Raw genomic sequence first — 23432 nt, forward strand, 5'->3', positions numbered from 1 at the left:
GGTCGCGATGACCGGCAGCCCGGGGAGCGCGCGGGCGACCCTCGTCGTGACGGCCAAGACCGGAGCGCGCTGCGGCGTCTCCGACTACACCGAGAAGCTGCGCACGATCATCGGCGAGCGCGGCCTCGACGTCCGGGTGGAGCGCCTGCCGACCTGGTCGGTCCGGGGCCTGCTGCGCGTCTGGCGGCAGGGGGCCGGCCGCCGGTCGGTCCTGCACGTGCAGTACCCGTCGATGAACCTCGGCAAGTCGCCGGCCGTCGCCCTCGCGCCGATCCTGGTCGGGGGCGCGCGCCTCTACCTGACCCTGCACGAGTTCACGATCTTCAACCGGGTCCGGAAATGCTATTTTCTGACCTTCGCGCTGTCGCGCGCCACGGTGATCTTCTCGAACGAGTTCGAGCGCCGCGCCTTCGAGGGGTTCTTCCCTGTCCGCCGCTGCCGCACGCTGGTGGTGCCGATCGGCTCGAACATCGCGGTCGGCCGGCCGGACGTCCCCTCCGAGGCGCGCGAGCCGACGCTGGTCTATTTCGGCCAGATCGGCCCGGACAAGGGCCTTGAGGATTTTCTGGCGGTGGCGGAGCGGCTGCGCGCCGAGGGCGATCGGCTCGGCATCGCGGTCATCGGCTCGCCCTCCGGCCCCGATTGCCCGGTCTTCCGGCAGGTCTCGGCGCGGGCCGAGCGGCTTGGAATCCGGCTCGTCCTCAATGCCGAGCCGGAGCGGGTCTCCGACGAATTGTCCCGGGCCCGCGTCGCCCTCCTGCCGTTTCCCGACGGGGTGAGCGAGAAGCGCGGATCGGCGCTCGCGTGCCTGGAGCACGGCCTGGCGGTCGTCACCACGCACTCGGCCAAGACGCCGGACTGGCTCGAGGCCGCGACGGTGCCCCATCTCTCGGTCGAAGCGACGGCGGCCGCCATCCGCGGGCTGGTCTCGACGGAGGGCCACCGCGCGGCCCTCGCCGGCCGCGATCCGGACGCCCTGCGCGCCCGCACCTGGCCGAGCATCGCCGAGCGGCACCTGGCGCTTTATGGGTTGGGGTGACGCGAAGCCTGGTTGACCGGTGGCGTCACGGCTAATCTGGCACGCACACCGACATCTCTCTACGTCATCCCGGGGCTCGACGAAGTCGAGAACCCGGGATCCATAACCGCTGACCTTGGAGAATGAAGCGGATCCGTTCCGCCTTACCCTCTGCCGTCGGCGGTTATGGATCCCGGGTTCCGCTGCGCGGCCCCGGGATGACATCGAGGGTGTTAGGACTGCCGGGCGAGCGGAACACGGGTCTCCGGATCAGCCCGCCGCCGCCGCGAAGGCCCGGCTCAGGCCCTGCCACACCTCCATCCCGTACATGACCTCGCCGCCCGGCGGCGGCCGGAAGAAGTCGTAGACCGGCGCCGACCGGAAGCGCTCGGGGCCGAACCCGAACAGGGCGAGGTTGCCGGTCTGGCTGCGGTGGCAGGCGAAGGCCGCCTCCTTGCGGCGGGCCGCCTCCGGCGTCAGCGGGACGACGATCTCCGGGCAGTCCGGGTCGTCGAGGAAGCGCCCGGTGCGCAACGCCCCGTTCACCCGATGGTAGCTGGCGAATTCGAGCCGCGCCGGGGCGTGGCCGCCCTGGCGCGCGAGGCGCGCGCAGGCCTGCTGCACCGCGAAGGCCGCCGCGTCGTGGTCGAAATGGCCGCCCTCGTAGGGATGGGTCAGGACCGCGTCGACAGTGATCAGGTCCTCGGCCAGCCGCTCGATCACGGCCGCCAGGTGGTCCGCCAGCCGCCCGTCCGGGACCTCGTAGAAGGCCTGCCGGGCGAGGCGGCCCTCGACCAGCACGGCGAGCGCGTCGACGAGTTCGCCGCGCCGGGCCGCCGCGTAGGCCTGGCGCGTCGGGAATCCGGCCTGCGCCGCGTAGGCCGGATCGAGCGGCGCCCCGTCCGAGAGCTGCAGCAGGGTGAGGTCCCGCAGATGGGCCATCACGCCGCCGAGCCCGATCGTCTCGTCGTCCGGATGCGCCGTGACGACCGCCACCGCCAGGTCGAGGGGCTGGCGCGCCGCCAGGGTGCGCAGCACCCGCGCCCCGGCCGCGCCAGGATCCATCGTCACGGTCGTCGTCATGGCGGCTCCGGCCCGGGTGGTCATGCGGTGAAGCTCATCGTGCGCCCGCGGGGCCGGGCTGGTCGCCGGTCTCGAGGCGGTAGCAGGCGAGGTCGGCGAGGCCCGGGCGGGTCGCCTTGCCGGACCACGCATCCGCGATCGACCCGATATCGACGGCGACGCCGCCGCGGGCGGCGATCTCGCGGCAATAGAGCTTGCCCAGGTAGCCGGCCGCGACGAGCCAGAGCACGCCCGGCCAGTCCCGGCCGCGCAGCCGCGCCGTCACCCGCCCGAAGGCGTCCGGGAAGTGCGGGCCCGGCATCCCGGTCGCCCCGATGACGGCGGCGAAGCGCTTCTCCTCCGGCACGAGCAGGGCGGCCGCGACCCGGGTGCCGGGCCGGCGCGCCAGCGCGGCGGCCAGCGCCGGGTGGCAGGTGATCAGGCCGACCGGGTGGCCGGAGGCGAGCAGCCGATGCAGGGCGCCCGAGAGGTGCAGGTCGAGGTGGATGTCGTGGGTGCAGAAGGCCGTGTCGCCCTGCTCCAGCAGGGGCGCGACGTGGCGCAGCACGTTGGTGCAGCTCGGCACGCCGTCGGGGCTGGCGATGCCGTATTCGTGCCGGATCCGCTCGGGGTAGGTCACGCCCACCACCGAGGCGGCCCGGATCGCCTCCAGCACGCGCTCGCGCAAGGCGAGGAAGTCCGGGCGGTCGACCAGGGCGTCGCTGCCGAACCAGGTCCGCAGGATGCGCTTGCGGTTGTGGCGGTAGAGGTTGCGGAAGCGCCCGTCCTCCTCCTCGGGATCGCTGATCCAGGCGCCCTCGCCGTCGCCGAGCCGGACCAGCGAGAAGGGGTTCCGCCCGGCCAGGGCCGCGGCGATGCGCGCCTCCACCGACGCGGTGTCGAGGTGGCGCGGGCTCTCGCGGACCGCCATGGCGAGGCGCATCGCCTCCGCCTCGGGATGGCGCTGCATGTAGGCGATCAGCTGCGCGAGCCGCTCCACCCGGCCCGCCTGCGCCGGCCTGGCCGGGAAGGCCGAGAGGCAGGCCTGCGCCTCGGCGAGCCGGCCCGCGCCGGCGAGCTGGCGCACGGACTGGACCAGGGTGAGGAGGTCGCCCGGATCCGCCGCCCGCGCCCGCGCGAAGTCCTGCGCGGCGCCCGGTCCGTCGCCCGCCCGCCGGCGCAGGACCGCGCGCTCGCGCCAGCCGTAGGGCAGGTGCGGAAAAAGCCGGCACAGCTCCGCCACGATCGCCGCCGCGCCGAGGACGTCGCCGCAATCCCGCAGGGCCTCGGCGGCCCGGACTGCCGCCACGGGATCGGCGCCGGCCCGCGCCCAGCCGCCGCGCGCCGGCGCCCTCGGCATCGGTTCGGCAGCCATCATGGTGCGCCCGCCGGCGCGCCCGTCGTGGCAGGGGAGGGCGCGCCGGGCCCGCTCACGGCGCGTCGCCCGCGATCTTCTCGATCTCGAACACGAAATGCGTGCAGAACAGGAGCCGGAGCAGGTTGGTGGTGCGGATGTCGAGGCCGAGCCGCTGCCCGGTCTCGATCAGGGTGCGGTGGACGAAGCCCTCCGGTCCCATCATGCGGTTGAACGGCGTCTCGTCGCTCGCCGTCAGGGTGATCAGCAGGCGCCGGAGCAGGAACACGAAGGCGTCGTGCTTCGGCTCGACCCGAGTCAGCCGCAGGCCCGCCTCCCGCGCGGCGACCTTCATGCCGTAGGGCGTGAAGTTGAAGGTGCCGTAATCCTGCATCTGCTCCAGGTAGGCCACCTGCCCGATCAGCTTGCCGCCGGGCCGCAGCACCCGGGCGATCTCGCCGAAGCTGAGATCGATGTGCTGCACGTGGTGGAGCACCACCATCGCCCAGACCACGTCGAATTCCCCGTCGGCGAAGGGCAGCACCCGCCCGTCGTAGAAGCGCACCGCGTCGCCGAGGCGCGCCACGTCGTCCCGCACCGTGCCCGAGACGCTGTCGAGGTAGTCGACGCCCTGCCAGGCGTAGCCGAGCGATTCGATGAAGGGCCGGCTGTGCATCGCCCCGCAGCCGAAATCGAGCAGCCGCGCGCCGGGCCGGAAGGCGGCGGCGAGCAGGTCCTCGGCCGACGCTGCCTCCAGGCTGTCGGCGCGCAAAGCCGGGCCGACCTCGTGGTAGAACGAGCCGTCCATGGCCAGCGTCGTCGCCCGGGCGGTGATCGCGCCGATGAGGCGCTCGAGCTGGGCGTCCAGGGTCTCTGGCGCCGGGCTTTCGGGTTCCGGGGGCGCGGCCGGCGCGGGATCCGGCGAGGCGGCGGGCACAGGAGCCGGGGCCGGTGCCGGGAGGGCGGCGGCGGGCCCGCCGCGGTCGGGATCGAGGATCCGCGCGAGGGTGCGGCGCAGGGCCGTGAGGCCGGGGCGGGTGGTCGGGCGCGTCACGGCCGTCGGCTCCGGAGGGTGTCGATCAGGGTGCGGTACGCCGCGGCGGCGGCCTCGGGCGCGTGCGTGCTGCGCAGGCGCCGCGCCGCTCCCGACCCGAGCGCCGCGCGCCGGCCCGGATCGGCGACGAGCGCGGCGAGGGCGGCCGTCCAGGCGTCCCGCCCGGCGGCGAGGTGGACGTCGACCCCGTCCTGCAGGGTCTCGCGGTGGGCGGGCGTGTCGCCCGCCAGGGTCGGGATCCCGAAGCGGGCGGCGGCGAGCCAGCCGGTCGGCGCCAGGCAAGCCTCGGCCTCGCTGCCATCCGCCGGGACGAGGTTCAGGTCGCAGCCGCGCAAAGCCTCCTCCCAGTCCCGGACGGGGCCCGCTTGCGTGATGCGGTCGGAGAACGGCGCGAAGGCGTCGTCGAGGAGGACGAAGCCGGCCGTCGTCAGCCGGACCCGCGTCTCCCTCTCCAGGACGTGCAGCAGCGCTGCGCCGGCGGGATCCGCCGGGCCCACGACCCGCGACCGTGCCGCGTGGAGGAACAGGTGGATCTCGTCGCCGGTCTCGCGCGAGGGCGCGTCCGGCACCGCGACGTCCCGGACGACGAAGCTGCGGCCCGTCCCGACGACGCGGTCGAGATGCGCGGCCAGCGCCCGGGTCGGCGCGAGGCCGTAATCGCAGAGCGCGGCCGCCCCGCGGTAGAGCGCCACCCCGAAGACCAGGTCGTCGTAGACCCGCTCGCCGATCCGGCCCGCGAAGGCCGCGAGCGGCGGCGGGGCGTGGCGCGGGTCGACCGTCAGCTCGTCGGTCTCGTACAGGGTCGGGACGCCGAGCCGCCGGGCGCGCACGAGCGCCTGGACCACGGTGGGCCAGGCCGGCATCCGCACCACGAGGGCGGCGTGCGCCCCGGGCAGGGCCTCCTCGAACGCCCGGACCGCGCCGAGATCGAAGACGCGCACGGTGCAGCCGAGCAGGTCGACCGACCGCTCCAGCCGGCGGCGGGCGCCGTCCGGCAGGCCGTCGGCCAGCACCGCGACGAAGGGCTCGGGCGCCGGCGCCCGCGTGCCGGCGGGCAGGCAGGCGGCCGACAGGTCGGCCACAGCGCGGATGGCCTCGGCGAGGCAGGCGTCGCCCTCCTCCCGAGATCCTTGCGCGTAGAGCGCCCGGGCGGCGCGGCTCCGCTCAGCAAAGTAGCGCTCGGCGGCGTCGCGGACCAGGGCGTCGCCCGCGGGCGCGGGCACCGGGCCGGCGAGCGCCCGAGGAAGGCGGGCGAACAGGCGCGGCCACGCGGCGCGCGCCGCCGCCGCGGTCACGAAGCCGCGGAGAGCGACCTCGGCGGCGACCGCCGGATCGTCAGAAAGATCGCCCGCAAGGCCGTCCAGCAGTTCCTCGTAGAGGGCGAGGGCGGCGCTCCAGGCGCCGGCGCGGCCATAGGCCTCGGCGAGCCGCACCTGCGTCGTGGGGGAGGGCACGCGCGCCGCGGCCAGCTCGTAGGCCCGGATCGCCGCGGGAGAGTGGCGTGCGGCGAAATGGTCCCCGACCGCGATCAGGAACGACGCCGCGTCCTCGCCGTAAGGAATCTGCTCGCCGGATTCGGCGAAGCCCTCGCGCAGGAAATGGGCGAGGGCCGCCCAGCGATGGGCGGCGGCGCGCGGGTAGAGGCGCGTGTAGAAGCGCCACGGGAAGGCCGCGGGGTAGGCCCGCAGGGACAGGCCGAGGCGTGCGAGATGCGCCGCCTGGTGGCCCGGATCGCCCGCCGCTCCGCCCTGCGCCTGCCAAGCGGCGAGGCTGGTCGCGTCGTCGGCATGGGCGAAGGCCGGATGGGTCTCGCGAAAATGGTCCGGATCGAAGCCCGCCATCTGGTCCGGCCGGTAGGCGAGGCCCGAGGCCTTGCCGATCGCGGCGTAATGCAGGCCGGCCTCGTCGTCCGAGAGGTCCCGGAACTCCGGGTTGCGGTCGCGGTAGCCCTGCGGGCTGAAATCGGCCGGCAGGCGCGGGGTGCCGCGCGCCGCGCCGCCGCCGGGTTCGCGCCCCGCCCCGCCGTCGCGACCGGCGGGTCGGTCAGTGCCATCCCGTAGCGGCTCCGGACCGCCCAGGTGAGGATGGGGACTTTGATTTAAGTTTGTGCGCAATTCGTTGGGAAGACGCTGATCGTCACCCCCCGTTGCCGGGCGATGTCTGCGAAGCAGGTGAATATTTCTTGATATATTCTTAAGTAATTTCATGCTTCGCCGCGCAAGACCAATGCACCATGGAACTACAAATTTGCGGGCTTGCTGACTTACGATCTGCCCGCCGTATCAGGCCGCGCTGATCCTGTAAAGTAACGAGGGTGTGGACGACGACTTGCCGGGCGATGGAGATCCAGGATGAGACTGTCATGCAGGTCGTGAGAGACAGACCGGCCCGATCGCGCAATCCAAGATTGCAGAGCCGCGACGAAACGATGACGAGGCGCGGATCGTCCACCCGGCGCACGTGATGATCGGCGGCCCGACGAGTGGGTGTACCGTCGCGTGCTGACGGGCAAGAGTATGGACCGGTGACGGCGCGACTTCCGTCTGAAGGTGCCCCAGGCCTTCGCGAGCCTGTTTGACGGCTCCGTCATGATTAACACCCTCCGGGTCATCCCGGGGCCGCGCAAGCGGAACCCGGGATCCATGACCGCTGACGGTGCAGGATAAAGCGGCGCACGATCCGCTTCGCCCTCCGACCTCGGCGGTTATGGATCCCGGGTTCTCGCCTCCGGCGAGCCCCGGGATGACGTGGAGAGCGTGAAAATCGATAGAGGCCGCTGGAGCGTGTTATGAGTCCGTGCTTCCAATGAAGATCGGGGTGGCGCAATGAACAATACGTTGACCTACAAGGGTTTCGTCGCCCGGGTCGAGTTCATCGCCGATGACAGCGCTTTCATTGGTCGTATCGCCGGGATCAACGACATCATCGGTTTCCACGTCGAGAGCGTGGCGGATTTGACGAGCGCTTTCCACGAGGCGGTGGATGATGACATCGAGACCTGTGTTCCGAAACGTCAGAAGTTCATCGGACCGCATGATCACCAGGCTGCAACCACGGCGCACGATGGTGCGCGGCGAGCCGACCGTGCAGGCGGACGTTCGTCATAGAATTCCCTTTCCCGGACGACTGAAGCGTTAGCGGAAGGAGGTCCGGGAAAGGGGAGAGGTGGAAAACAGGCGGTCCGACCGACGAACCTTGGCTGTATCTGACCGACAGCAACGGGCAGCGGAGCATCGCCAGGATCACCCCGCCGCCCCCCGCGTCAGATCAGCATCGCGTTGAGCGCCACCGTCAGGGCGGCGCCGACGACGGCGAAGCCGAGCAGCGTGACGCTGCTGACCTGATCGACGGAATCGATGTCGTGGCCGGTGCGGTGCTCGGGGGCATTGGCGGACATGGGCGTCTCCTTGTCGGATGTCTCCCGGGCCAACGCCCCTCGGGCCCCGTGGGATCGACGGCGGACGGGCCGCGTTTTGCCGCAGGGTCCGGTTTCGTCCAACCGGCAACGGGCCTAGTGCCCGGGGCTCTCGTGTCCGTGGCTGGTGCCGATCACGCAGAGCGCCAGGCCGGCGATGCCGCCGAGGGTGCCGATCGGGGTCTGGAAGCGCCAGGAGGCGTAGTAGCCGGCGCTGCCGATCACGACGCCGAGAAGGGTCAGCCCGATGCTGCGGGCCGAGGCCCCGGGCTTCTCCGGATGACCCCGCTTCTCGGGGTGCGCGCGGGCGGAATCGTGCTGCATCGTCCGTCTGCCTTCGCCGCGCCGTGGGGTCTCGGCCGCCCGGGGCGGCGGGAGCAGGGGGGCGGCCGCCCTCTCCCTTCGGAGGAACGCGGCAGGCGCGGAATCGCTCACGCTTGGTGGCGCAACTCGCCTTTTCCCTGACATGCCAGCCCGGAACCGGGCTGGTAACGTTCAGAAATCGCCCTCGCAACCGACCGGGCGCGGGCCGACCGGTGACGGCCGAGCCGCACCCGCCCCGTCCCTCGGACCGTGGTCAGCCTCATGACGCAGCGCTACTTCTTCAACCTGGTCGGCCCGGCGCGTGCGATCGAGGACCCGACGGGCGTCGAGGCCGCCACGCCGGACCAGGCTGAGGCCGAAGCGCGGGCGGTCGTCGCCGAGATGCGGGCGAGCGGCGAGCTGCCGCTCCTCGGGGAGGGCTGGCAGCTCGAGATCCGCGACGGCGTCGGACGGCTGGTGCGCTCAATTTCCCTCGGTTGAGGCGCCGGATCCCGCCTGCTTCAGGACCTGCCGCACATGCGCGCGAACCTGCGCGCCCGTCGCGGCCTCGTGTCCGGCATCGCCCGGCGCGCGCGTCGCGTTCCGGTCGCTCCCATGCGGCACGGATGTGTCCGGCGTCAGGGGAGCCGCCTGCTCCTTGGATCGAGCCTTACCGCCGAGCGCCATCGTGGCTGTCTCCTGCCTTGCGTCCCCGGTCCGGCGGCCGGGCGCCCGCGCGGGAGTGAACGACCGTCCGCAGCACCTCGCGGTGCATGGCGGCACAGGTGGTCTCCCCCGCCGACGCCGTGCGCCGAACTTTCCTGTTGATGAGAATCGAACCGGTTCAGTTTGTACCGGCTCTCGGCGCCGACAAACAATGAAAAAGTCGTAAAAGCGTTCCCTGGCGAAGTGCTGAGGCTCTTCTGCAACGCATCCTATGTTAATGCCTCTCAGCGGCCCTCGCCGCCGATGCGGGAGAAGTCCGCCACTTCCCGGGTCGCCGCCCGCAGGGCATTGAGCAGGGCGAGGCGATTGGCGCGCAGACCCGCGTCCTCGGCATTCACCGTCACCTTGTCGAAGAAGGCGTCGACCGGCGTGCGCAGGGTCGAGAGCGCCCGCATCGCCCCCTCGAAATCCTCTGCCGCGACCGCTCGGGCCGCCTCGGCCCCGGCCGCCTGCAGGGCGTCAGCGAGCGCCGTCTCCTCGGGCAGGCTCAGGAGGGCCCGGTCGGGTGCGGCGTCGAAGGCGCGGCCGTCCTTCTTCTCCTCGATGCGCAGGATGTTGGCGGCGCGGCGGTAGCCGGCGAGCAGGTTCTTGCCGTCCTCGGTGTCGAGGAAGCGGCCGAGCGCCTCGACCCGGCGCACCACCATCAGCAGGTCGTCCTGACCCGGGAGGGCGAAGACGGCGTCGATGAGGTCGTGACGCGCGCCCTGGTCGCGCAGGTAGACCTTCAGCCGGTCGGCGAAGAAGGCGAGGAGATCGTCCGCGAAGCCGTCCGAATCCCGGCCGTGCCCGGCCGCCGCGGCGCCGATCTGCGCCCGCAGGGGCAGCCGCGCCTCGCTGGCGAGGATCAGCCGGATCACGCCGAGCGCCGCCCGCCGCAGGGCGTACGGATCCTTGCTGCCCGTCGGCTTCTCGTCGATGGCCCAGAAGCCGACCAGCGTGTCGAGCTTGTCGGCGAGGGCGACCGCCACCGAGACCGGCTCGGAGGGCACCCGGTCGCTGGGCCCGAGCGGCTTGTAATGCTCCTCGATCGCCGCGGCGACCGCCGGGTCCTCACCCTGCTCGGCCGCGTAGTAGCGGCCCATCAGCCCCTGCAGCTCCGGAAACTCGCCGACCATCTCGGTGACGAGGTCGGCCTTGGCGAGGCGGGCGGCGCGCTCCGCCAGCGCCGCATCCGCCCCGACGACCGGCGCCAAGGCCCGGGCGAGAGCCGCGATGCGCTCCACTCGGCTGGCCTGCGTGCCGAGCTTCTCGTGGAACACGATGCTCTCGAGCTTGGGCAGACGGTCCTCCAGCCGCACCTTGCGGTCGGTCTCCCAGAAGAACGCCGCGTCGGAGAGGCGTGCCCGCACCACCCGCTCGTTGCCGGCGACGATCGCCGCGCCGCCGTCGGAGGCCACCAGGTTCGAGACCAGGATGAAGGCGTTGGCCAGGCGCTCGCGCCCGTCCGGGCCGGGGGCGCTCCGCAGCACGAAGCACTTCTGGTTCGCCCGGATCGTGGCGCGGATCACCTCCGGGGGAATCGTCAGGAAGCGCTCGTCGAAGGCGCCCATCAGGGTCACCGGCCACTCGACGAGGCCCGCCACCTCCTCCAGCAGGCCCTCGTCCTCGACGAGATCGAGGCCGCGGGCGAAGGCGAGGTCGCGGGCGTCGTGCAGGATGATGTCCTTGCGCCGGTCCGCGTCGAGCACCACGAAGGCCCGCTCCAGGGCCGGCAGGTAATCGGCGAAGCGGCGCACCTCGATCGGCTGCGGCGCCAGGAAGCGGTGGCCGCGGGTGGTGAACCCCACCTCGACCCCATCGATGGCGAAGGGCACCAATTCGGGCGTCTCGGTCTCGGGGCCGAAGCTCGCGACGATCGAGTGCAGCGGGCGCACCCAGCGCAACGAGCCGGGCTCGCGCGAGGCGGCGCCCCAGCGCATCGATTTCGGCCAGGGGAAGCTTTTTACGATCGCCGGGATGATCTCGGCCAGGACCTCAATGGTCTCGCGGCCGGGCCGCTCGATCACCGCGACGTAGAACTCGCCCTTCTTCGGGTCGGAGACGATACTGGCCTGATCGAGGCTCGTGAGGCCGGCGCTCTTCAGGAACCCCTGCACCGCGCCCTCGGGGGCGCCGACGCGGGGCCCTTTGCGCTCCTCGCGCACGTCCTGGCCGCGGGGCGGCAGGCCGGCGACGTGGAGGGCGAGGCGGCGGGGCGTCGCGAACGCCTTGGCGCCCTCGTAGAGGAAGCCGCGCTCGACCAGCGCGTCGGTGACGAGCTTGCGCAGGTCCTCGGCCGCGCGCCGCTGCATGCGGGCGGGGATTTCCTCGGAGAAGAGTTCGAGCAGCAGGTCGGGCATCGGGCGGCCTCAAGGCCCTCCCTCGGGAGGACCAGGAATCAGGAGGGGATGATCGAGGGCGGGTTGCGGCGGAGGCGTCAGGCGGCCGGCGCCTCGGCGAGGCCGCCGGCCTCGGTGCGCCGCCACGCCTCGCCGCAGGCCTTCGCCAGCTCGCGCACCCGCAGGATGTAGCTCTGGCGCTCGGTCACCGATATCACCCCGCGCGCATCGAGCAGGTTGAAGACGTGGCTCGCCTTGATGCACTGGTCGTAGGCCGGCTGCGCCATGCGGTGGCGCGCGTCGTTGCCGTGTCGGTCGGCTTCGCCGACCGGGCCGGGCTCGCCGGCCTTGAGATAGGCGCGGCAGGCGGCCTCGGCGTCGCGGAACTGCCGGAAGAGCATCTCGGTGTCGGTGGCCTCGAAGTTGTGGCGCGAATATTCCTGCTCGGCCTGCAGGAACACGTCGCCGTAGGTGACCTTCTCGTCGCCCTCGCGGCCGTTGAAGTTGAGGTCGTAGACGTTCTCGACGCCCTGGACGTACATCGCCAGGCGCTCGAGGCCGTAGGTCAGTTCGCCCGCCACGGGTGCGCATTCGAAGCCGGCGACCTGCTGGAAGTAGGTGAACTGGCTCACCTCCATCCCGTCGCACCAGCATTCCCAGCCCAGCCCCCAGGCGCCCAGCGTCGGGCTCTCCCAGTCGTCCTCGACGAAGCGGATGTCGTGCAAGCCGAGATCGACCCCGATCGCCTTCAGCGACTCGAGATAGAGCTCCTGGAGGTTCGGCGGGTTCGGCTTCAGGATGACCTGGAACTGATAGTAGTGCTGGAGCCGGTTCGGGTTCTCGCCGTAGCGCCCGTCCTTCGGCCGGCGCGAGGGCTGGACGTAGGCCGCCTTCCAGGGCTTCGGCCCCAGCGCCCGCAGGGTGGTGGCCGGGTGGAACGTGCCCGCGCCCACCTCCATGTCGTAGGGCTGCAGGATCACGCAACCTTGCGCGGCCCAGAACCGCTGGAGCGTCAGGATCAGCCCCTGGAACGAGCGGGTCGGCTGAAGGTCGGCGTCGGTCATGGTCGTAACGCTTGCGGCTCGGGCGGATCTCGCCGCGACCCTTGGGAACCGGCGGCGCCCGAGTCAAGCGCGGGTGCGTCCGCGCACGACGCCCGAGCTCGACCGGAACCGAAAAACGGTCAAGCTCGTTGACAGTACAGATCGGAGCACACGACGCCCGCCGGGGCGCTAAGACTTCAGGGAGACTGTCCGTGACCCATCGCCTGACCTTGGTCGCCGCCGCCGCGCTCCTGTCCCTGGTCGCGACCCCGCTGGTGGTGCGGGCGGGTTCGGGTGCGCCGAAGGCCGAGCCGGCATCTGTCATCGCCGAGGTCGCCCGGCCCGTCGCCGCCGAGGCGCCAGCCCCTGCCTGCCGCTCGGTGCGGGTGGTCTATGCGGGTTATGCGGCGCCGGCCTGCGGGCGGTAAACGCGCTCCCGACGAATCTGACATCCTCCGGGTCATCCCGGGGCCGCGCAGCGGAACCCGGGATCCATAACCGCTGACGTTCCTGGACAAAGCGGAACGCGATCCACCTCATTCTCCGGCGTCGGCGGTTATGGATCCCGGGTTCTCGCCTGCGGCGAGCCCCGGGATGACCCTGTGTGCCGGCAATCGGACGCTGGTCTCACGTCATAACGGATGTGATGCTCACAGCACCGGCATCGCCCCCGCCACCGTCACCAGCGCCCCCGACGTGTAGCTGCTCTCGTCCGAGGCCAGCATGACGTAGGCCGAGGCGAGTTCCGCCGGCTGACCCGGACGGCCGAACGGGACCTGGCTGCCGAAGGATTTGACGGAATCTTCCTCCATCCCGGACGGGATGAACGGGGTCCAGATCGGGCCCGGCAGCACGCCGTTCACCCGCACGCCCTTCTCGGCCAGCAGCTGCGCCAGACTCAGCACCAGGTTGCTCAGAGCGCCCTTGGTGGCGCTGTAGGCGAGCAGCGACGGCATCGGGTGCTTGGAGTTCACCGACGAGGTGAAGATCACCGAGGCCCCGGGCTTGAGGTGCGCCATCGCCGCCTTGGTGACGGTGAACGACCCGAACACGTTGGTGCGGAAATGCTCCTCGAAGACGTCCTCGTCGAGCGAGGCGAGGTCCTGGTTGGGCTGCTGGAAGGCGCCGTTGTTCACCACGACGTCGAGGCGGCCGAAGGTCTCGGCGGTGCGGGCGACGATCTCGCGGCCGTAAGCCCGCTCCTTCAGGTCGCCGGGCAGGAGCAGGGCGCGGCGCCCGGCCTTCTCGACCCACTGCGCGACGGCCTCCGCGTCGCCCTGCTCGGAGGGCAGGTAGGAGATCGCCACGTCGGCGCCCTCGCGGGCATAGGCGATCGCGACCGCCCGGCCGATGCCGGAATCACCCCCGGTGATCAGCGCCGCCCGGCCGGTGAGCTTGCCCGAGCCCTTGTAGCTCGCCTCGCCGTGGTCAGGCTCCGGCTTCATTCGGCCGGTGAGGCCCGGGAAGCTCTGCGGCTGGCCCTCGAAGGGCGGACGGGAATGCTTGGTGAGGGGGTTGGGGACGTCTGACGACATGGGGGAGGGGTCTCCTGCGGTCGGGAGGTCGGGCCGCCGTCAACCGGGGAGGCCCCCGGCCGTTCCCTGCTCTCCCTCAGTATCCCCTCACGCCTCGTCGCTCAGTCCTCCCGCGAGCCGTCGTCCTGACCGAGAGCATCGTCCTCGCGGCCGGGGATGGCGTAGCGCCCGCTGAGCCAGCGCTGCAGGTCCACGTCGGCGCAGCGCTTGGAGCAGAACGGCTTGAACTCCGGCACCGCCGGCTTGCCGCAGATCGGGCAGGGCGGCGCCTTGGCGTCCTCGGTCGTCGTCATGCGGGCCTCTCGTCCGTGTCATACGAAATCCGATTGATTGCTTCGCAATGCGGATTTCGGCTTCGCTCAGTCGCCGCGCGGGCTGGTGATACGAATTCCGGAAGGAATCTTCCGGAATTCGTATCAGGCCGCGTCGCGCCAGGCGCCGCGGACCGGGAAGCCCTCGCCCTCGAGCAGCCCGACCGTCTCGTAGAGCGGCAGGCCGACCACGGCGCTGTAGGAGCCGACGAGCTTGACCACGAAGGAGCCGGCGAGCCCCTGGATCGCGTAGCCCCCGGCCTTGCCGCGCCACTCGCCGCTGGCGAGGTAGCTGTCGATCTCCCGCGCCGAGAGGCGCTTGAACCGCACCCGGCTCTCGACCAGGCGCTCGCGCGGCCGCTCCTTCGGGCCGACGACGCAGACCGCCGTGTAGACCCGGTGGGCCCGGCCGGAGAGCAGCCGCAGGCAGGCCGCCGCCTCGTCGGTCACCTCGGCCTTCGGCAGGATGCGCCGGCCCACCGCCACCACCGTGTCGGCCGCCACCACGTAGCCGTCGCGCAGGTCCTCGGTGCCCCGCGCCGCCGCCACCGCCACGTCGAGCTTGGCCCGGGCGAGCCGGCGCACCAGGTCGCGCGGCTTCTCGGATTTCAGCGGCGCCTCGTCGAGGTCGGCCGGCAGCAGGGCGTCCGGCTCCAGCCCCGCCTGCTGCAGCAGGGCGAGGCGCCGGGGCGAGGCCGAGGCGAGGACGAGCTTCGGGCGCGCGGCCTGCGGGATCGGGGAGGTCTCGGTCATGGGCGCCCGTGTCTCGAAGGGGATGCATTGCCCGATGCCCTATCTGGCTGGCGAAATCCAGCATCGCGGGTTCGCGCACAGGACCCCCGTGCCGCCGGCCGGAACGGAAACGGGCCGGGCGCCCTTCCGCGTCCGGCCCGCAACCAGAGTCGTGGCCGGCCCGGGATCGCGTCCCGGGCCGGATCGTCCGTCAGGCCATCGCCTGGTTGCGCAGGCGGTCGTACTCGGCCTGCGGCAGCGGCACCGCGCGGGGCTGGCCCAGGTCCTTCATCGGGATGCGGTAGGTCTCCCGGGCGCTCCAGGCCGCCACCGCCGCCACCGCGGTGATCGCCAGGGCGATCGACCCGATGGTCAGCGGGATGTTGGCCGAGCCGGGGGGCGCCACGGTGGCGAACAGGGCCGGCAGCATCGCGGTGATGGCGGTGCCGACGTTCTGCGAGATCGCCATCGCGGAGACGCGGGTCCGGGTCGGGAACAGCTCGGGGTAGAAGCTCGGGAAGACCGCGTTGTAGCCCTGGTAGACCACGCCCCACATCAGCAGCGACATCACGATCGCCAGCGGCACGTTGGCGATGCTGATCGCGTAGAGGTAGCCGAAGGACAGCAGGCCCGAACCGAGGGCGCCGACGATGATCGGCGGGCGCCGGCCGATCTTGTCGGACAGGTTGCCGACCATCGGGATCACCACCACCGCCAGGATGTTCCCCAGCACCGGGATCCAGAGATAGACGTCCTTGTGGAAGCCGACGCCGTAGGCCGCCTGCACCGCGTAGGCCGCGCCGAAGATGGTGGTGACCACCGGGATCACGTTCATCAGCGCCATGCACACCACCCGCAGCATGTCGGGCCAGGAGGTGGCGAAGGCCTCGACGATCGGCGCGCGGGCGACCTCGCCCTGCTTCTCCTCCGCGGCGAAGGCCGGGGTCTCGTCGACCTCGCGGCGGATGATGTAGCCGACGATGATGACGATGAAGCTGAGCAGGAACGGGATGCGCCAGCCCCAGGTGTTGAACGCCTCGGTCGGCATGTAGGCGGCCAGCGGCAGGAAGACGGCGGCGGCGAGGATCTGGCCGGCCTGGACGCCCTGCAGGGTGAAGCTGGCGAAGAAGCCGCGGCGGCCGAACGGCGCGTGCTCCATCGTCATCGAGCTGGCGCCCGAGATCTCGCCGGCGACGGCGAAGCCCTGGATCAGCCGCAGGATGACGAGGAGGATCGGGGCGAGGATGCCGACCTGGCTATAGGTGGGCAGGAGCCCGACCGCGATGGTCGAGAAGCCCATCAGGAACATGCACAGGACGAGCACCTGCTTGCGCCCGTGGGTGTCGCCCCAGTGGCCGAGCACGAAGGCGCCGATCGGCCGGCTGACGTAGCCGACGCCGTAGGTGGCGAGCGAGGCCACGATCGCCACGGTCGGGTTGTTCGACGGGAAGAACAGCTGCGGGAAGATCAGCGAGGCCGCCGTCGCGTAGATGAAGAAGTCGTAGTATTCCAGCGCCGAGCCGATCCAGGCGCTCGCCGCGGCCTTCTTGGATTGCTGACGGTCGTGGGCATGATCGCCTGGTATCGCACTCATCGGGTGTTCCTCCGCTGTAGCATTAGGATCTGTGCCGACTTCGGGATCCGGGTGGTCATCGTCCCGGGAGCCCTGGGGTCAGCTTGGTTTTCTTCGAGGTTAGCGAGACGAATCGCGTAAAGTAAAGATCAATCAAAACCCATTGCGCGCAATTCCATATCCGTCCCCGGAATGCAAGGGCACGGCCGGGCTTGCGCCCGGACTTCGCGCGTGCGTCAGGCGGCGAGCGGCGCCACCGCGCGGTCGAAGGCCCGCTCCATCGCGGAGGCCGGCGCCTCGCGCCCGGTGAACAGCGCGAAGGCGTCGAGGGCCTGGTGGATGGCGAGCTCGCGCCCGGTCATGGTGCGGGCGCCGATCCGGGCCGCCTCGGCGAGGAGCGGCGTCCAGAGCGGGGAATAGACCGCATCCGCCACCCACATCTCCGGGCGGAGCAGGCGCAAGGGGACCGGCGTGCCGCGATCCGGCAGCATCCCGACCGGCGTGCCGTTGACGAGGCCGCGCGCGCCCTCGACCGCCTCCTCGACGCTGCGGCAGACCCGCACCGAGATGGTCCCGTCGAGCGCGGCCGCCACCGAGGCAGCCTTGGCCGGGTCGGCATCGACGAGGCGGACCTCGAGGCCGGGAAAGCCCGCGAGCGCCGCCGCCACCGCCTTGCCGACGCCGCCGGCGCCGATCAGCGCCACCGGGCCTTCAGGGCCCGGCCCGAAGGCCTGCCGCAGGGCGCGGGAAAAGCCCGTCATGTCGGTGTTGTGGCCGGTGAGCCGTCCGTCCCGGACCACGATCGTGTTGACGGCGCCGACGGCGCGGGCGCCCGGCGACAGGTCGTCGAGGAGCGGCAGCACCGCTTCCTTGTAGGGGAAGGTCACGTTGACGCCCGAGAAGCCGATCGGGGCGAGCGACGACAGCAGGGTCCGCAACTGCGCGGCATCGGCGCCGGCGACGTCGATGAGCTGGTAATGGGCCCGCAGCCCGACCGCCTCGGCGGCGGCCTCGTGCATCGCCGGCGAGGCGGAATGGGCGATCGGCGATCCGATCAGCCCGAGCAGGACGGGTCTGGCATGCCCGTGAGCCATGGTGCGAGGCCCTTCGTTTCCGTGCCCGCCCGCGGCGAGCTCTCCCTTGGGCTGCACGATATCTCCACCTCGCCCGCCTCCCGAATACCAAGTTGCGCGCCGATCGTAACATCATGTTACGGTTGGGGGGCGATCTGCCCCGGCCGCGCCATCTCTCGGCGCAGGAAGCGCACGAAACTGCCGGCGAACATGCTGAGCGCGGTGCCGGCCTTCATGGCGATCCAGGTCTCGAAGACCGGCGCCTCCTCGATCGGCAGCACGCGGATGCCCGGGAAGGCGTCGTACGCGATGGTGAACTGGTCGATCACCGCGATGCCGAGGCCCGCCCGCACCAGCGAGCACACCGTCGAGCCGAACCGGGCCCGGATCGTGATGCCGTAGGACAGGCCGCGCTCGCGAAAGATGTCGGACATGATCCGGCCGTAGGGGTCGTTCGGGTCGATGCCGATGAGCGGGTGGCGGACGATCTCCTCGGCCGAGATCGAGGTCCGGGCGGCGAGCGGATGGTCGAGCGGCACGATGCAGAACAGGCCGCCGCGGGCGAGCGGCTCGAAGGTGAGCGCCGGGTGGTCGAAGCGGTAGCTCATCGCCACCACCTCGCCCTTGCCGAGCAGCAGATAGTCGATCGCCTCCTCGAGCTTGAGGATGTTGATGTCGATGACGAGGTGCGGATAGGCCGCGCGCACCCGCTCGATCGCGCGGGGTACCATCACGTGCGAGATCGACGGCACCGAGCCGATCAGCAGTTCCTGGCCCCCGCCGCCCTGGGTGCGCTCCAGGACGAAGCGCAGGTCCTCGACCTTGTCGAACACCGCGTTGATCTGCTCGAAGACGTGGCGCGCCTGCTCGGAGGGCACCAGTCGCCCGGCCCGCCGGTCGAACAGGCGGATTCCGAGCGAGGTCTCGGTGTACTTCATCAGCCGGCTGATGCCCGGCGCCGAGACGTTGAGCAGCCGGGCCGCGCCGGCGATGGTCCCGGTCACCATCACGGCGCGGGCGACCTCGATCTGGCGCAGGGTCAGCATCCGGTGTCCTTCGCGGGGTGCAAGCACGCTCCAGATGGGCGCAAAGCCGGTCCTAACGCAAACGGCCCGGCAAGCCGCCGGTCCGGCGAGGCCGCAACGGCATTTGCCGGGAGCGCGAATCAGTGGCACGCCAACGACTCGTGCGCTTGGCATATCGGAGTGCCGGGGCGCCAACCGGTCCGGACGAGAAGGGGAGGGGCCTGTGACGACGCCGAGCTTGCATAGCGTCGCGGACATGCCGGCAGGAGACATGTCCGCCGGAGAGGTCCCGGCCGGGGGCATCCCGCTGTCCGAGCTGCTCGGGGCGCTCAGCCACGCCCTCGACCTCACCGAGGGCCAGCCGCCCGGCCACTGCGTCCGCGCCACCTGGATCGGCGTGCAGGTCGGCCGGGAGATGGGCCTTCCGCCCGACCGGCTCTGGGAGCTCTACTATACGGTGATGCTGAAGGACCTCGGCTGCTCCAGCAACGCGGCGCGGATCTGCGAATTGTACCTGTCCGACGACATCGGCTTCAAGCGCGACTTCAAGACGGTGAGCGACAGCCTGCCCCAGGTGCTGGGCTTCGTCTTCTCGCATACCGGGCTCAGGGCGGGCCTGGCCGAGCGCTTCCGGGCGGTGCTCAACATCCTGCAGAACGGCGGCGAGATCGTCGACGACCTGATCCAGACCCGCTGCCAGCGCGGGGCCGAGATCGCCGCGCGGCTGCGCTTCCCGCCGGTCGTGTGCGAGGCGATCCACGCCCTCGACGAGCACTGGAACGGCAAGGGCCGGCCCGACCGCCGCGCCGGGCCCGGGATCCCGCTCTACGCCCGCATCGCCCTGCTGGCGCAGGTCGTCGACGTCTTTCACACCAGCGCCGGGCCGGCGGCGGCGCTCAATGAGGCGCGGGCCCGGGCCGGCAGCTGGTTCGATCCCGATGCCGTGGCGGCCTTCGAGCGGGCGGCGCGGGCGCCGGGCTTCTGGGAAGTCCTGGCCTCGGATCGGGTGGCGGATGCCGTCGCGGCCCTGGAGCCGGCGCGGCCCGGCCTCGTCGTCGACGAGGACTACCTCGACGACATCGCCCGGGCCTTCGCCCAGGTGATCGACGCCAAGAGCCCGTTCACCTCGGGCCATTCCGAGCGGGTCGCGGTCTATGCCGACCTGATCGCGGCGGAGCTCGGCTACGACGCCCGGGCCCGGCGCTGGCTGCGCCGGGCGGCGCTCCTGCACGACGTCGGCAAGCTCGGGGTCTCGAACGCGATCCTCGACAAGGCGGCCAAGCTCGACGAGGCCGAGTGGCGCGACATGCGCAACCACGCCCTCCTGTCCGAGACGATCCTCGCCCGCGTCGCCGCCTTCCACGCCCTCGCGCGGATCGGCGGCGCCCATCACGAGCGCCTCGACGGCAAGGGCTATCCCCGCGGCCTCATGGGCGACGCCATCGCGCCGGAGACGCGGATCGTCTCGGTGGCGGACGTGTTCGACGCGCTGACCGCCGACCGTCCCTACCGCGCCGCGATGCCGGTTCCGAAGGCGCTCGGCATCATGCGCGCGGAGATCGGCACCGCTTTCGACTCGGCCTGCTTCGCGGCTCTGGAGCGGGTGATCGCCGGGCTCGACGGGGACCTGTCCCGGGCGGCGTGACGCCGCCCGGGCCTAAGCAGATTTCGCAAAAGTGGTTGCCGGTTTTGCGACGAAAATCTGCGACAAATCAAGGTTCTAACCAGAATCGCGTTGGCCTGCCAACGCGATTCTGGTTGGTTATTCGATCGAGGCCGTCGCCTCGACGGTCTCCCGCGCCCGGGCCGGCGTCACCGTGACGGCGTCGCCCGTGCGGGCGATGGTGACCGTTCGGGCGGTGCGGCCGGCCTGGCGCGGCGTCGAGACGGTGACGCTCTGCCCGGCGGCCAGCACCGCCTCGAACCGGGAGGCGGGAGCGGCGGCGCGCGGGGCCAGCGTCACCACCACGCGGTAGCCCGCGGGCTCGGGCGTGTAGTAGGCCACCCCGGCGAGCGAGCCGAGGTCGAGGCTGGCCGCACCGGCCGGGCGCAACTCACCGGCGGAAGCCGCGCCGGCGGCGAGCGTCGCGACGGCGGCGAGAAGGGGTTTGCCGAGGGCTTTAAGAAGGGTCGTCCGGGTCATGGTCGTCGTCCTGTCCGTGGCGGGGAGCGGCGAGCGCCCCGCATCCATGGACGTGATATGCGCTGCGGTGCAGCATGGATCAAACAGATCGTATCGATAATGACTATTGATCATATCGATCTATCCCGGATCGACCTCAACCTCCTGGTCGCCCTCGACGCCCTGCTCGCCGAGCGCAGCGTGACCCGGGCGGCCTCCCGCATCGGCATCGGCCAATCGGCGATGAGCAGCGCGCTCGCCCGCCTGCGGGTCCTGTTCGACGACGAGCTTCTGACCCGCGCCCCCGAGGGGATGCGGCCGACGCCGCGGGCGCTGGCGCTTTCCGAGCCGCTGCGGATCGTGCTGCGCCAGGTCCAGGTCCTGGTGCGCCGGGACGAGGCCTTCGATCCGCGCACGGTCGAGCGCACCTTCACGATCAGCCTGCCGGACAGCACCGAGGTGCTGCTCGGCACGCGCCTCCTCGCCTACCTGCGGCAGGAGGCGCCGGGGATCAGCCTGCTGCTGCGCTCGGTCGACCGGGCGCACGTCCTGCAGGAGATCGATGCCGACCGGCTCGACCTCGCCATCGACCTGTCGTTCCGCGGGCAGATGCACCACAAGCAGCGCCTGCTCTACCGCGACAGTTACGTCTGCCTGTTCAACGCCGACCTGGTCGGGCTGACGCCGCCGATCTCGCTCGACGATTACCTGCGCTTTCCCCACGTGCTGACCAGCCTGCGCGAGACCGCCCACGGGGTGGTGGACGACGCCCTGGCCAAGATCGGCCGCAGCCGCACCCTCGCGGTCACCTCGCCGCGCTTCATCGCGGTGCCGTTCCTGGTGCGCAGCGCGCCGGTGCTCACCACCATGCATGCGCGCCTCGCCACGCTCTTCGCCGAGACCCTGGGACTCACCGTGAGCCCCGCCCCGGTCCCCCTCGACGACGTGGCGATCGGCATGCTCTGGCACGCCTCCTACGACGACGACCCGGCCCATCGCTGGCTGCGCGACCTGCTGCGGCGCCTCGCCGGCGAAGGCCGGCTTCTTCTCGACTCCGGCGAAGGCCGGCCTCTTTCCGACTTGGGCGAGGGCCGGCCCCTTCCCGATTCCGGCGAGGCGCCGGTCGTTTCCTGATATCCAGGCCCTGCCGGTGCGGCGCGCGAGCCGCTATGCTGGCGGGATTCACCTTCGACCCGAACCGACCCGGACCCTTTCCCGTGCGCCTGACCCAGATCACCCACCACGACCTCGACGGCTACGGCGCCGCGACCCTCGTCGCGGCCTATGCCGAGCCGGCCCGGATCGTGCACGTGCCGCGCTACGGCGATGTCGGCCCAGTCGTCGACGACGAATTGAAGCGCTTAGGCAAGACCAAGGCGGCGGAGATGGTGCTGATCACCGATCTCGGCATCGAGGAGCCGACGATCGCCTTCCTGCGCCGCTTCGCCGCCATGAACCGCAAGCGTGACCCGGAGGCCCAGCACCGGCTGGTGGTGCTCGACCACCACACCTCCTCGATCGACCAGATGCGCCGCCAGGGGCTGGAGCCGAAGGCCGATTCCGAGAATCCGCGCCTGTCGCGGTTCGATCTCGGCGACCCGTCGGTCACCGTGCTGGTCGACGAGGGCTCGAGCGCGACGAAGATGGTCGCGACCCACCGCGCCCTGTTCGCCACGCGGGAGGCCGACCCCGCCCGCGCCGAGGATCTGGCGCTGCTGGCGGCTTCCGTCGACGCCCTCGACCTCTGGCGCAAGGACGATCCCCGCTTCCCCGGCGGCTTCGCCCTCGACGAGATTTTTTGGGACAATGTCGGCACCCTGGTGCCGGTCGGGCATCCGGCGCACGATCCCTTCGTGGCCCGCCTGCTGCTGGAGGCGATCGCGCGCCTGCGCGCCGGCGCCACCTCGGCCGAACTGGAGCGCGCCGTCCCGGAGATCCGCGGCGCGATCGTCGACGACCTGATGCGCGAGGCGCCCGACGACGATGCGAGCCTCACCACCCGCCAGCGGATGGCCCGGGCCCTCGCCCGCTCCGACGCGCTGTTCCACGCGCTCCCGGACGGCACGCTCCTGTCCTTCGCCCTCGATGCCGGCACCTTCCAGCGGGTCTCGGACCTGGTGATGGCGAGCGGGCGCGCCAAGCGCCTCGTCAACGTGCAGCGCGCCGGCACCCTGTCGTTCCGCTCGATCGACGGCACCGCCCTCGACGGCGCCCGCCTGTTCCGCGGCGGCGGCCACCAGGACGCCGCCGGCGGCAAGCTCCCGAGCGGCACCGCCTTCTCGCTCGCCGACGCCGTGGCGCAGGTCGAGCCGGTGCTGAGCCCACCGAAGGGGGCCGCCGCCGACAGCCCGTTCGCGGCGCTGAAGAACTGGAAGGGGTAGGGCGGGTCACGGGGGCGGCTCCCGCCGGATCCTTGCGTAATCGTGCGATGGAAGAAGAGGTGCGGGTTCCCTCTCACCGTGGGCGGCAGGGCTGTCCGGGGAAAAGAAGTGGCGCGGCTTTTCCCCTCCCCCCTCTGCGGGGGAGGGTGCCTGGCGGAGCCGGGCGGGAGAGGGGCAGCGCGACGTTGATTCAGGGGGCCCGTCAGAACGGCTCTGCTTTATCCTGAAGCGTGGCTCCCCTCTCCCGACCCCCGCTGACGCGGGGGCCACCCTTCCCCGCAGAGGCAGGGCTGTCCGGGGAAAAGAAACGGCGTGGGTTTCCCCTCTCCCCGCGGGCGGGGAGAGGCTTTCGTCCCCCTTGCCGGGGACGAAAGAAGCGGAGGCGCA

23 protein-coding genes are annotated in these 23432 nt (G+C 71.6%); 7 read left to right on the plus strand and 16 right to left on the minus strand.

The genetic code is table 11. The annotated features are described in order from the left end of the window. The first annotated feature begins 7 nt into the window (after positions 1-7). Entirely contained in the window at positions 8-1039 is a 1032-nt protein-coding gene (locus BM430_RS13290) for a glycosyltransferase family 4 protein (RefSeq protein ID WP_093567741.1), read from the plus strand. Positions 1040-1288: 249 nt separating this feature from the next. Here the strand turns inward: BM430_RS13290 and BM430_RS13295 are convergent, their stop codons facing one another. From BM430_RS13295 to BM430_RS13310, 4 genes are read right to left on the minus strand one after another with little or no spacing between them, the layout of a single operon-like run. Beyond that, the gene (locus tag BM430_RS13295; RefSeq protein ID WP_093567831.1) at positions 1289-2101 is read right to left on the minus strand and encodes a PIG-L deacetylase family protein; all 813 of its coding nucleotides are present in this window, start codon (positions 2099-2101) and stop codon (positions 1289-1291) included. A gap of 34 nt (positions 2102-2135) precedes the next feature. Next, on the minus strand, positions 2136-3458 hold the full coding sequence (locus BM430_RS13300; protein WP_177303036.1) for a tetratricopeptide repeat protein: 1323 nt from the start codon (positions 3456-3458) through the stop codon (positions 2136-2138). Between the two features lie 52 nt (positions 3459-3510). Beyond that, complete coding sequence (locus tag BM430_RS13305) at positions 3511-4488, minus strand: class I SAM-dependent methyltransferase (RefSeq protein ID WP_093567742.1); 978 nt, start codon at positions 4486-4488, stop codon at positions 3511-3513. After that, on the minus strand, positions 4485-6602 hold the full coding sequence (locus BM430_RS13310) for a glycosyltransferase family protein (protein ID WP_093567743.1): 2118 nt from the start codon (positions 6600-6602) through the stop codon (positions 4485-4487). Before BM430_RS13310 ends, BM430_RS13305 begins: the two co-directional genes overlap by 4 nt. 723 nt (positions 6603-7325) lie before the next feature. Here BM430_RS13310 and BM430_RS13315 point away from each other — a divergent pair. Then, entirely contained in the window at positions 7326-7595 is a 270-nt protein-coding gene (locus BM430_RS13315; protein ID WP_143132020.1) for a toxin-antitoxin system HicB family antitoxin, read from the plus strand. Between the two features lie 155 nt (positions 7596-7750). On the opposite strand, the gene BM430_RS35555 is transcribed toward BM430_RS13315, so the two are convergent. Continuing rightward, positions 7751-7885, minus strand: coding sequence for a hypothetical protein (locus BM430_RS35555; RefSeq protein ID WP_280142275.1), 135 nt, complete (start codon positions 7883-7885; stop codon positions 7751-7753). Positions 7886-7999: 114 nt separating this feature from the next. After that, positions 8000-8227 carry a hypothetical protein gene (locus BM430_RS13320; RefSeq protein WP_093567745.1) on the minus strand — a complete coding sequence of 76 codons (228 nt, stop codon included), beginning with the start codon at positions 8225-8227 and terminating at the stop codon, positions 8000-8002. A gap of 261 nt (positions 8228-8488) precedes the next feature. Here BM430_RS13320 and BM430_RS13325 point away from each other — a divergent pair, with 261 nt between their 5' ends. Beyond that, complete coding sequence (locus BM430_RS13325) at positions 8489-8707, plus strand: DUF6894 family protein (RefSeq protein ID WP_093567746.1); 219 nt, start codon at positions 8489-8491, stop codon at positions 8705-8707. On the opposite strand, the gene BM430_RS33945 is transcribed toward BM430_RS13325, so the two are convergent. From BM430_RS33945 to BM430_RS13335, 3 genes are all read right to left on the minus strand, one after another. Then, positions 8690-8893, minus strand: coding sequence for a hypothetical protein (locus BM430_RS33945; protein WP_143132021.1), 204 nt, complete (start codon positions 8891-8893; stop codon positions 8690-8692). The two genes, BM430_RS13325 and BM430_RS33945, sit on opposite strands and share 18 nt — an antisense overlap. A 263-nt stretch (positions 8894-9156) precedes the next feature. Continuing rightward, positions 9157-11271 carry a glycine--tRNA ligase subunit beta gene (gene glyS, locus BM430_RS13330; protein WP_093567747.1) on the minus strand — a complete coding sequence of 705 codons (2115 nt, stop codon included), beginning with the start codon at positions 11269-11271 and terminating at the stop codon, positions 9157-9159. 77 nt (positions 11272-11348) lie between these two features. Further along, positions 11349-12314 (minus strand): glycine--tRNA ligase subunit alpha, encoded by a 966-nt coding sequence (locus BM430_RS13335; RefSeq protein ID WP_093567748.1) that lies wholly within the window; start codon positions 12312-12314, stop codon positions 11349-11351. Between the two features lie 191 nt (positions 12315-12505). Here BM430_RS13335 and BM430_RS13340 point away from each other — a divergent pair, with 191 nt between their 5' ends. Beyond that, complete coding sequence (locus BM430_RS13340) at positions 12506-12721, plus strand: hypothetical protein (protein WP_093567749.1); 216 nt, start codon at positions 12506-12508, stop codon at positions 12719-12721. A 222-nt stretch (positions 12722-12943) separates the two neighbouring features. Here the strand turns inward: BM430_RS13340 and BM430_RS13345 are convergent, their stop codons facing one another. The 6 genes from BM430_RS13345 to BM430_RS13370 all read right to left on the minus strand — a co-directional run bounded on the left by BM430_RS13345 (position 12944) and on the right by BM430_RS13370 (position 18563). Continuing rightward, positions 12944-13828 carry an SDR family oxidoreductase gene (locus tag BM430_RS13345; RefSeq protein WP_093567750.1) on the minus strand — a complete coding sequence of 295 codons (885 nt, stop codon included), beginning with the start codon at positions 13826-13828 and terminating at the stop codon, positions 12944-12946. 101 nt (positions 13829-13929) lie between these two features. After that, positions 13930-14121 (minus strand): DNA gyrase inhibitor YacG, encoded by a 192-nt coding sequence (gene yacG / locus BM430_RS13350; RefSeq protein ID WP_093567751.1) that lies wholly within the window; start codon positions 14119-14121, stop codon positions 13930-13932. 123 nt (positions 14122-14244) lie between these two features. Then, positions 14245-14892 (minus strand): Maf-like protein, encoded by a 648-nt coding sequence (locus tag BM430_RS13355; protein WP_093567752.1) that lies wholly within the window; start codon positions 14890-14892, stop codon positions 14245-14247. Positions 14893-15082: 190 nt separating this feature from the next. Next, positions 15083-16465, minus strand: coding sequence for an MFS transporter (locus BM430_RS13360; RefSeq protein ID WP_093567753.1), 1383 nt, complete (start codon positions 16463-16465; stop codon positions 15083-15085). A 215-nt stretch (positions 16466-16680) separates the two neighbouring features. Beyond that, positions 16681-17538, minus strand: coding sequence for a shikimate dehydrogenase (locus tag BM430_RS13365; RefSeq protein ID WP_093567754.1), 858 nt, complete (start codon positions 17536-17538; stop codon positions 16681-16683). 116 nt (positions 17539-17654) lie between these two features. After that, a complete protein-coding gene (locus BM430_RS13370) occupies positions 17655-18563 on the minus strand; it encodes a LysR family transcriptional regulator (RefSeq protein ID WP_093567755.1) in 909 nt (302 codons plus the stop codon). Positions 18564-18813: 250 nt separating this feature from the next. Here BM430_RS13370 and BM430_RS13375 point away from each other — a divergent pair, with 250 nt between their 5' ends. Further along, on the plus strand, positions 18814-20187 hold the full coding sequence (locus BM430_RS13375) for an HD-GYP domain-containing protein (protein WP_093567756.1): 1374 nt from the start codon (positions 18814-18816) through the stop codon (positions 20185-20187). A 117-nt stretch (positions 20188-20304) separates the two neighbouring features. Here BM430_RS13375 and BM430_RS13380 read toward each other — a convergent pair whose 3' ends face one another. Beyond that, positions 20305-20685, minus strand: a complete 381-nt coding sequence (locus BM430_RS13380) for a hypothetical protein (RefSeq protein WP_093567757.1) — start codon at positions 20683-20685, stop codon at positions 20305-20307. Positions 20686-20784: 99 nt separating this feature from the next. Between BM430_RS13380 and BM430_RS13385 the strand changes: the two genes are divergently transcribed. Continuing rightward, a complete protein-coding gene (locus BM430_RS13385) occupies positions 20785-21798 on the plus strand; it encodes a LysR family transcriptional regulator (protein ID WP_093567758.1) in 1014 nt (337 codons plus the stop codon). An 83-nt stretch (positions 21799-21881) separates the two neighbouring features. Continuing rightward, positions 21882-23045 (plus strand): dimethylmenaquinone methyltransferase, encoded by a 1164-nt coding sequence (locus BM430_RS13390; protein WP_093567832.1) that lies wholly within the window; start codon positions 21882-21884, stop codon positions 23043-23045. Positions 23046-23432: the final 387 nt, after the last annotated feature.

The organism is Methylobacterium sp. 174MFSha1.1, from assembly GCF_900116815.1.
Lineage (GTDB): Bacteria > Pseudomonadota > Alphaproteobacteria > Rhizobiales > Beijerinckiaceae > Methylobacterium.

What these genes read in the sequence shown, in the direction of transcription:
- BM430_RS13290 (WP_093567741.1), top strand. Translation starts at nt 8, where the DNA reads ATGACCGGCAGCCCGGGGAGCGCGCGGGCGACCCTCGTCGTGACGGCC.
- BM430_RS13295 (WP_093567831.1), bottom strand. Translation starts at nt 2,101, where the DNA reads ATGACGACGACCGTGACGATGGATCCTGGCGCGGCCGGGGCGCGGGTG.
- BM430_RS13300 (WP_177303036.1), bottom strand. Translation starts at nt 3,458, where the DNA reads ATGATGGCTGCCGAACCGATGCCGAGGGCGCCGGCGCGCGGCGGCTGG.
- BM430_RS35555 (WP_280142275.1), bottom strand. Translation starts at nt 7,885, where the DNA reads ATGTCCGCCAATGCCCCCGAGCACCGCACCGGCCACGACATCGATTCC.
- BM430_RS13320 (WP_093567745.1), bottom strand. Translation starts at nt 8,227, where the DNA reads ATGCAGCACGATTCCGCCCGCGCGCACCCCGAGAAGCGGGGTCATCCG.
- BM430_RS13325 (WP_093567746.1), top strand. Translation starts at nt 8,489, where the DNA reads ATGACGCAGCGCTACTTCTTCAACCTGGTCGGCCCGGCGCGTGCGATC.
- BM430_RS33945 (WP_143132021.1), bottom strand. Translation starts at nt 8,893, where the DNA reads ATGGCGCTCGGCGGTAAGGCTCGATCCAAGGAGCAGGCGGCTCCCCTG.
- glyS (WP_093567747.1), bottom strand. Translation starts at nt 11,271, where the DNA reads ATGCCCGACCTGCTGCTCGAACTCTTCTCCGAGGAAATCCCCGCCCGC.
- BM430_RS13335 (WP_093567748.1), bottom strand. Translation starts at nt 12,314, where the DNA reads ATGACCGACGCCGACCTTCAGCCGACCCGCTCGTTCCAGGGGCTGATC.
- BM430_RS13345 (WP_093567750.1), bottom strand. Translation starts at nt 13,828, where the DNA reads ATGTCGTCAGACGTCCCCAACCCCCTCACCAAGCATTCCCGTCCGCCC.
- yacG (WP_093567751.1), bottom strand. Translation starts at nt 14,121, where the DNA reads ATGACGACGACCGAGGACGCCAAGGCGCCGCCCTGCCCGATCTGCGGC.
- BM430_RS13355 (WP_093567752.1), bottom strand. Translation starts at nt 14,892, where the DNA reads ATGACCGAGACCTCCCCGATCCCGCAGGCCGCGCGCCCGAAGCTCGTC.
- BM430_RS13360 (WP_093567753.1), bottom strand. Translation starts at nt 16,465, where the DNA reads ATGAGTGCGATACCAGGCGATCATGCCCACGACCGTCAGCAATCCAAG.
- BM430_RS13365 (WP_093567754.1), bottom strand. Translation starts at nt 17,538, where the DNA reads ATGGCTCACGGGCATGCCAGACCCGTCCTGCTCGGGCTGATCGGATCG.
- BM430_RS13370 (WP_093567755.1), bottom strand. Translation starts at nt 18,563, where the DNA reads ATGCTGACCCTGCGCCAGATCGAGGTCGCCCGCGCCGTGATGGTGACC.
- BM430_RS13375 (WP_093567756.1), top strand. Translation starts at nt 18,814, where the DNA reads ATGTCCGCCGGAGAGGTCCCGGCCGGGGGCATCCCGCTGTCCGAGCTG.
- BM430_RS13380 (WP_093567757.1), bottom strand. Translation starts at nt 20,685, where the DNA reads ATGACCCGGACGACCCTTCTTAAAGCCCTCGGCAAACCCCTTCTCGCC.
- BM430_RS13385 (WP_093567758.1), top strand. Translation starts at nt 20,785, where the DNA reads ATGACTATTGATCATATCGATCTATCCCGGATCGACCTCAACCTCCTG.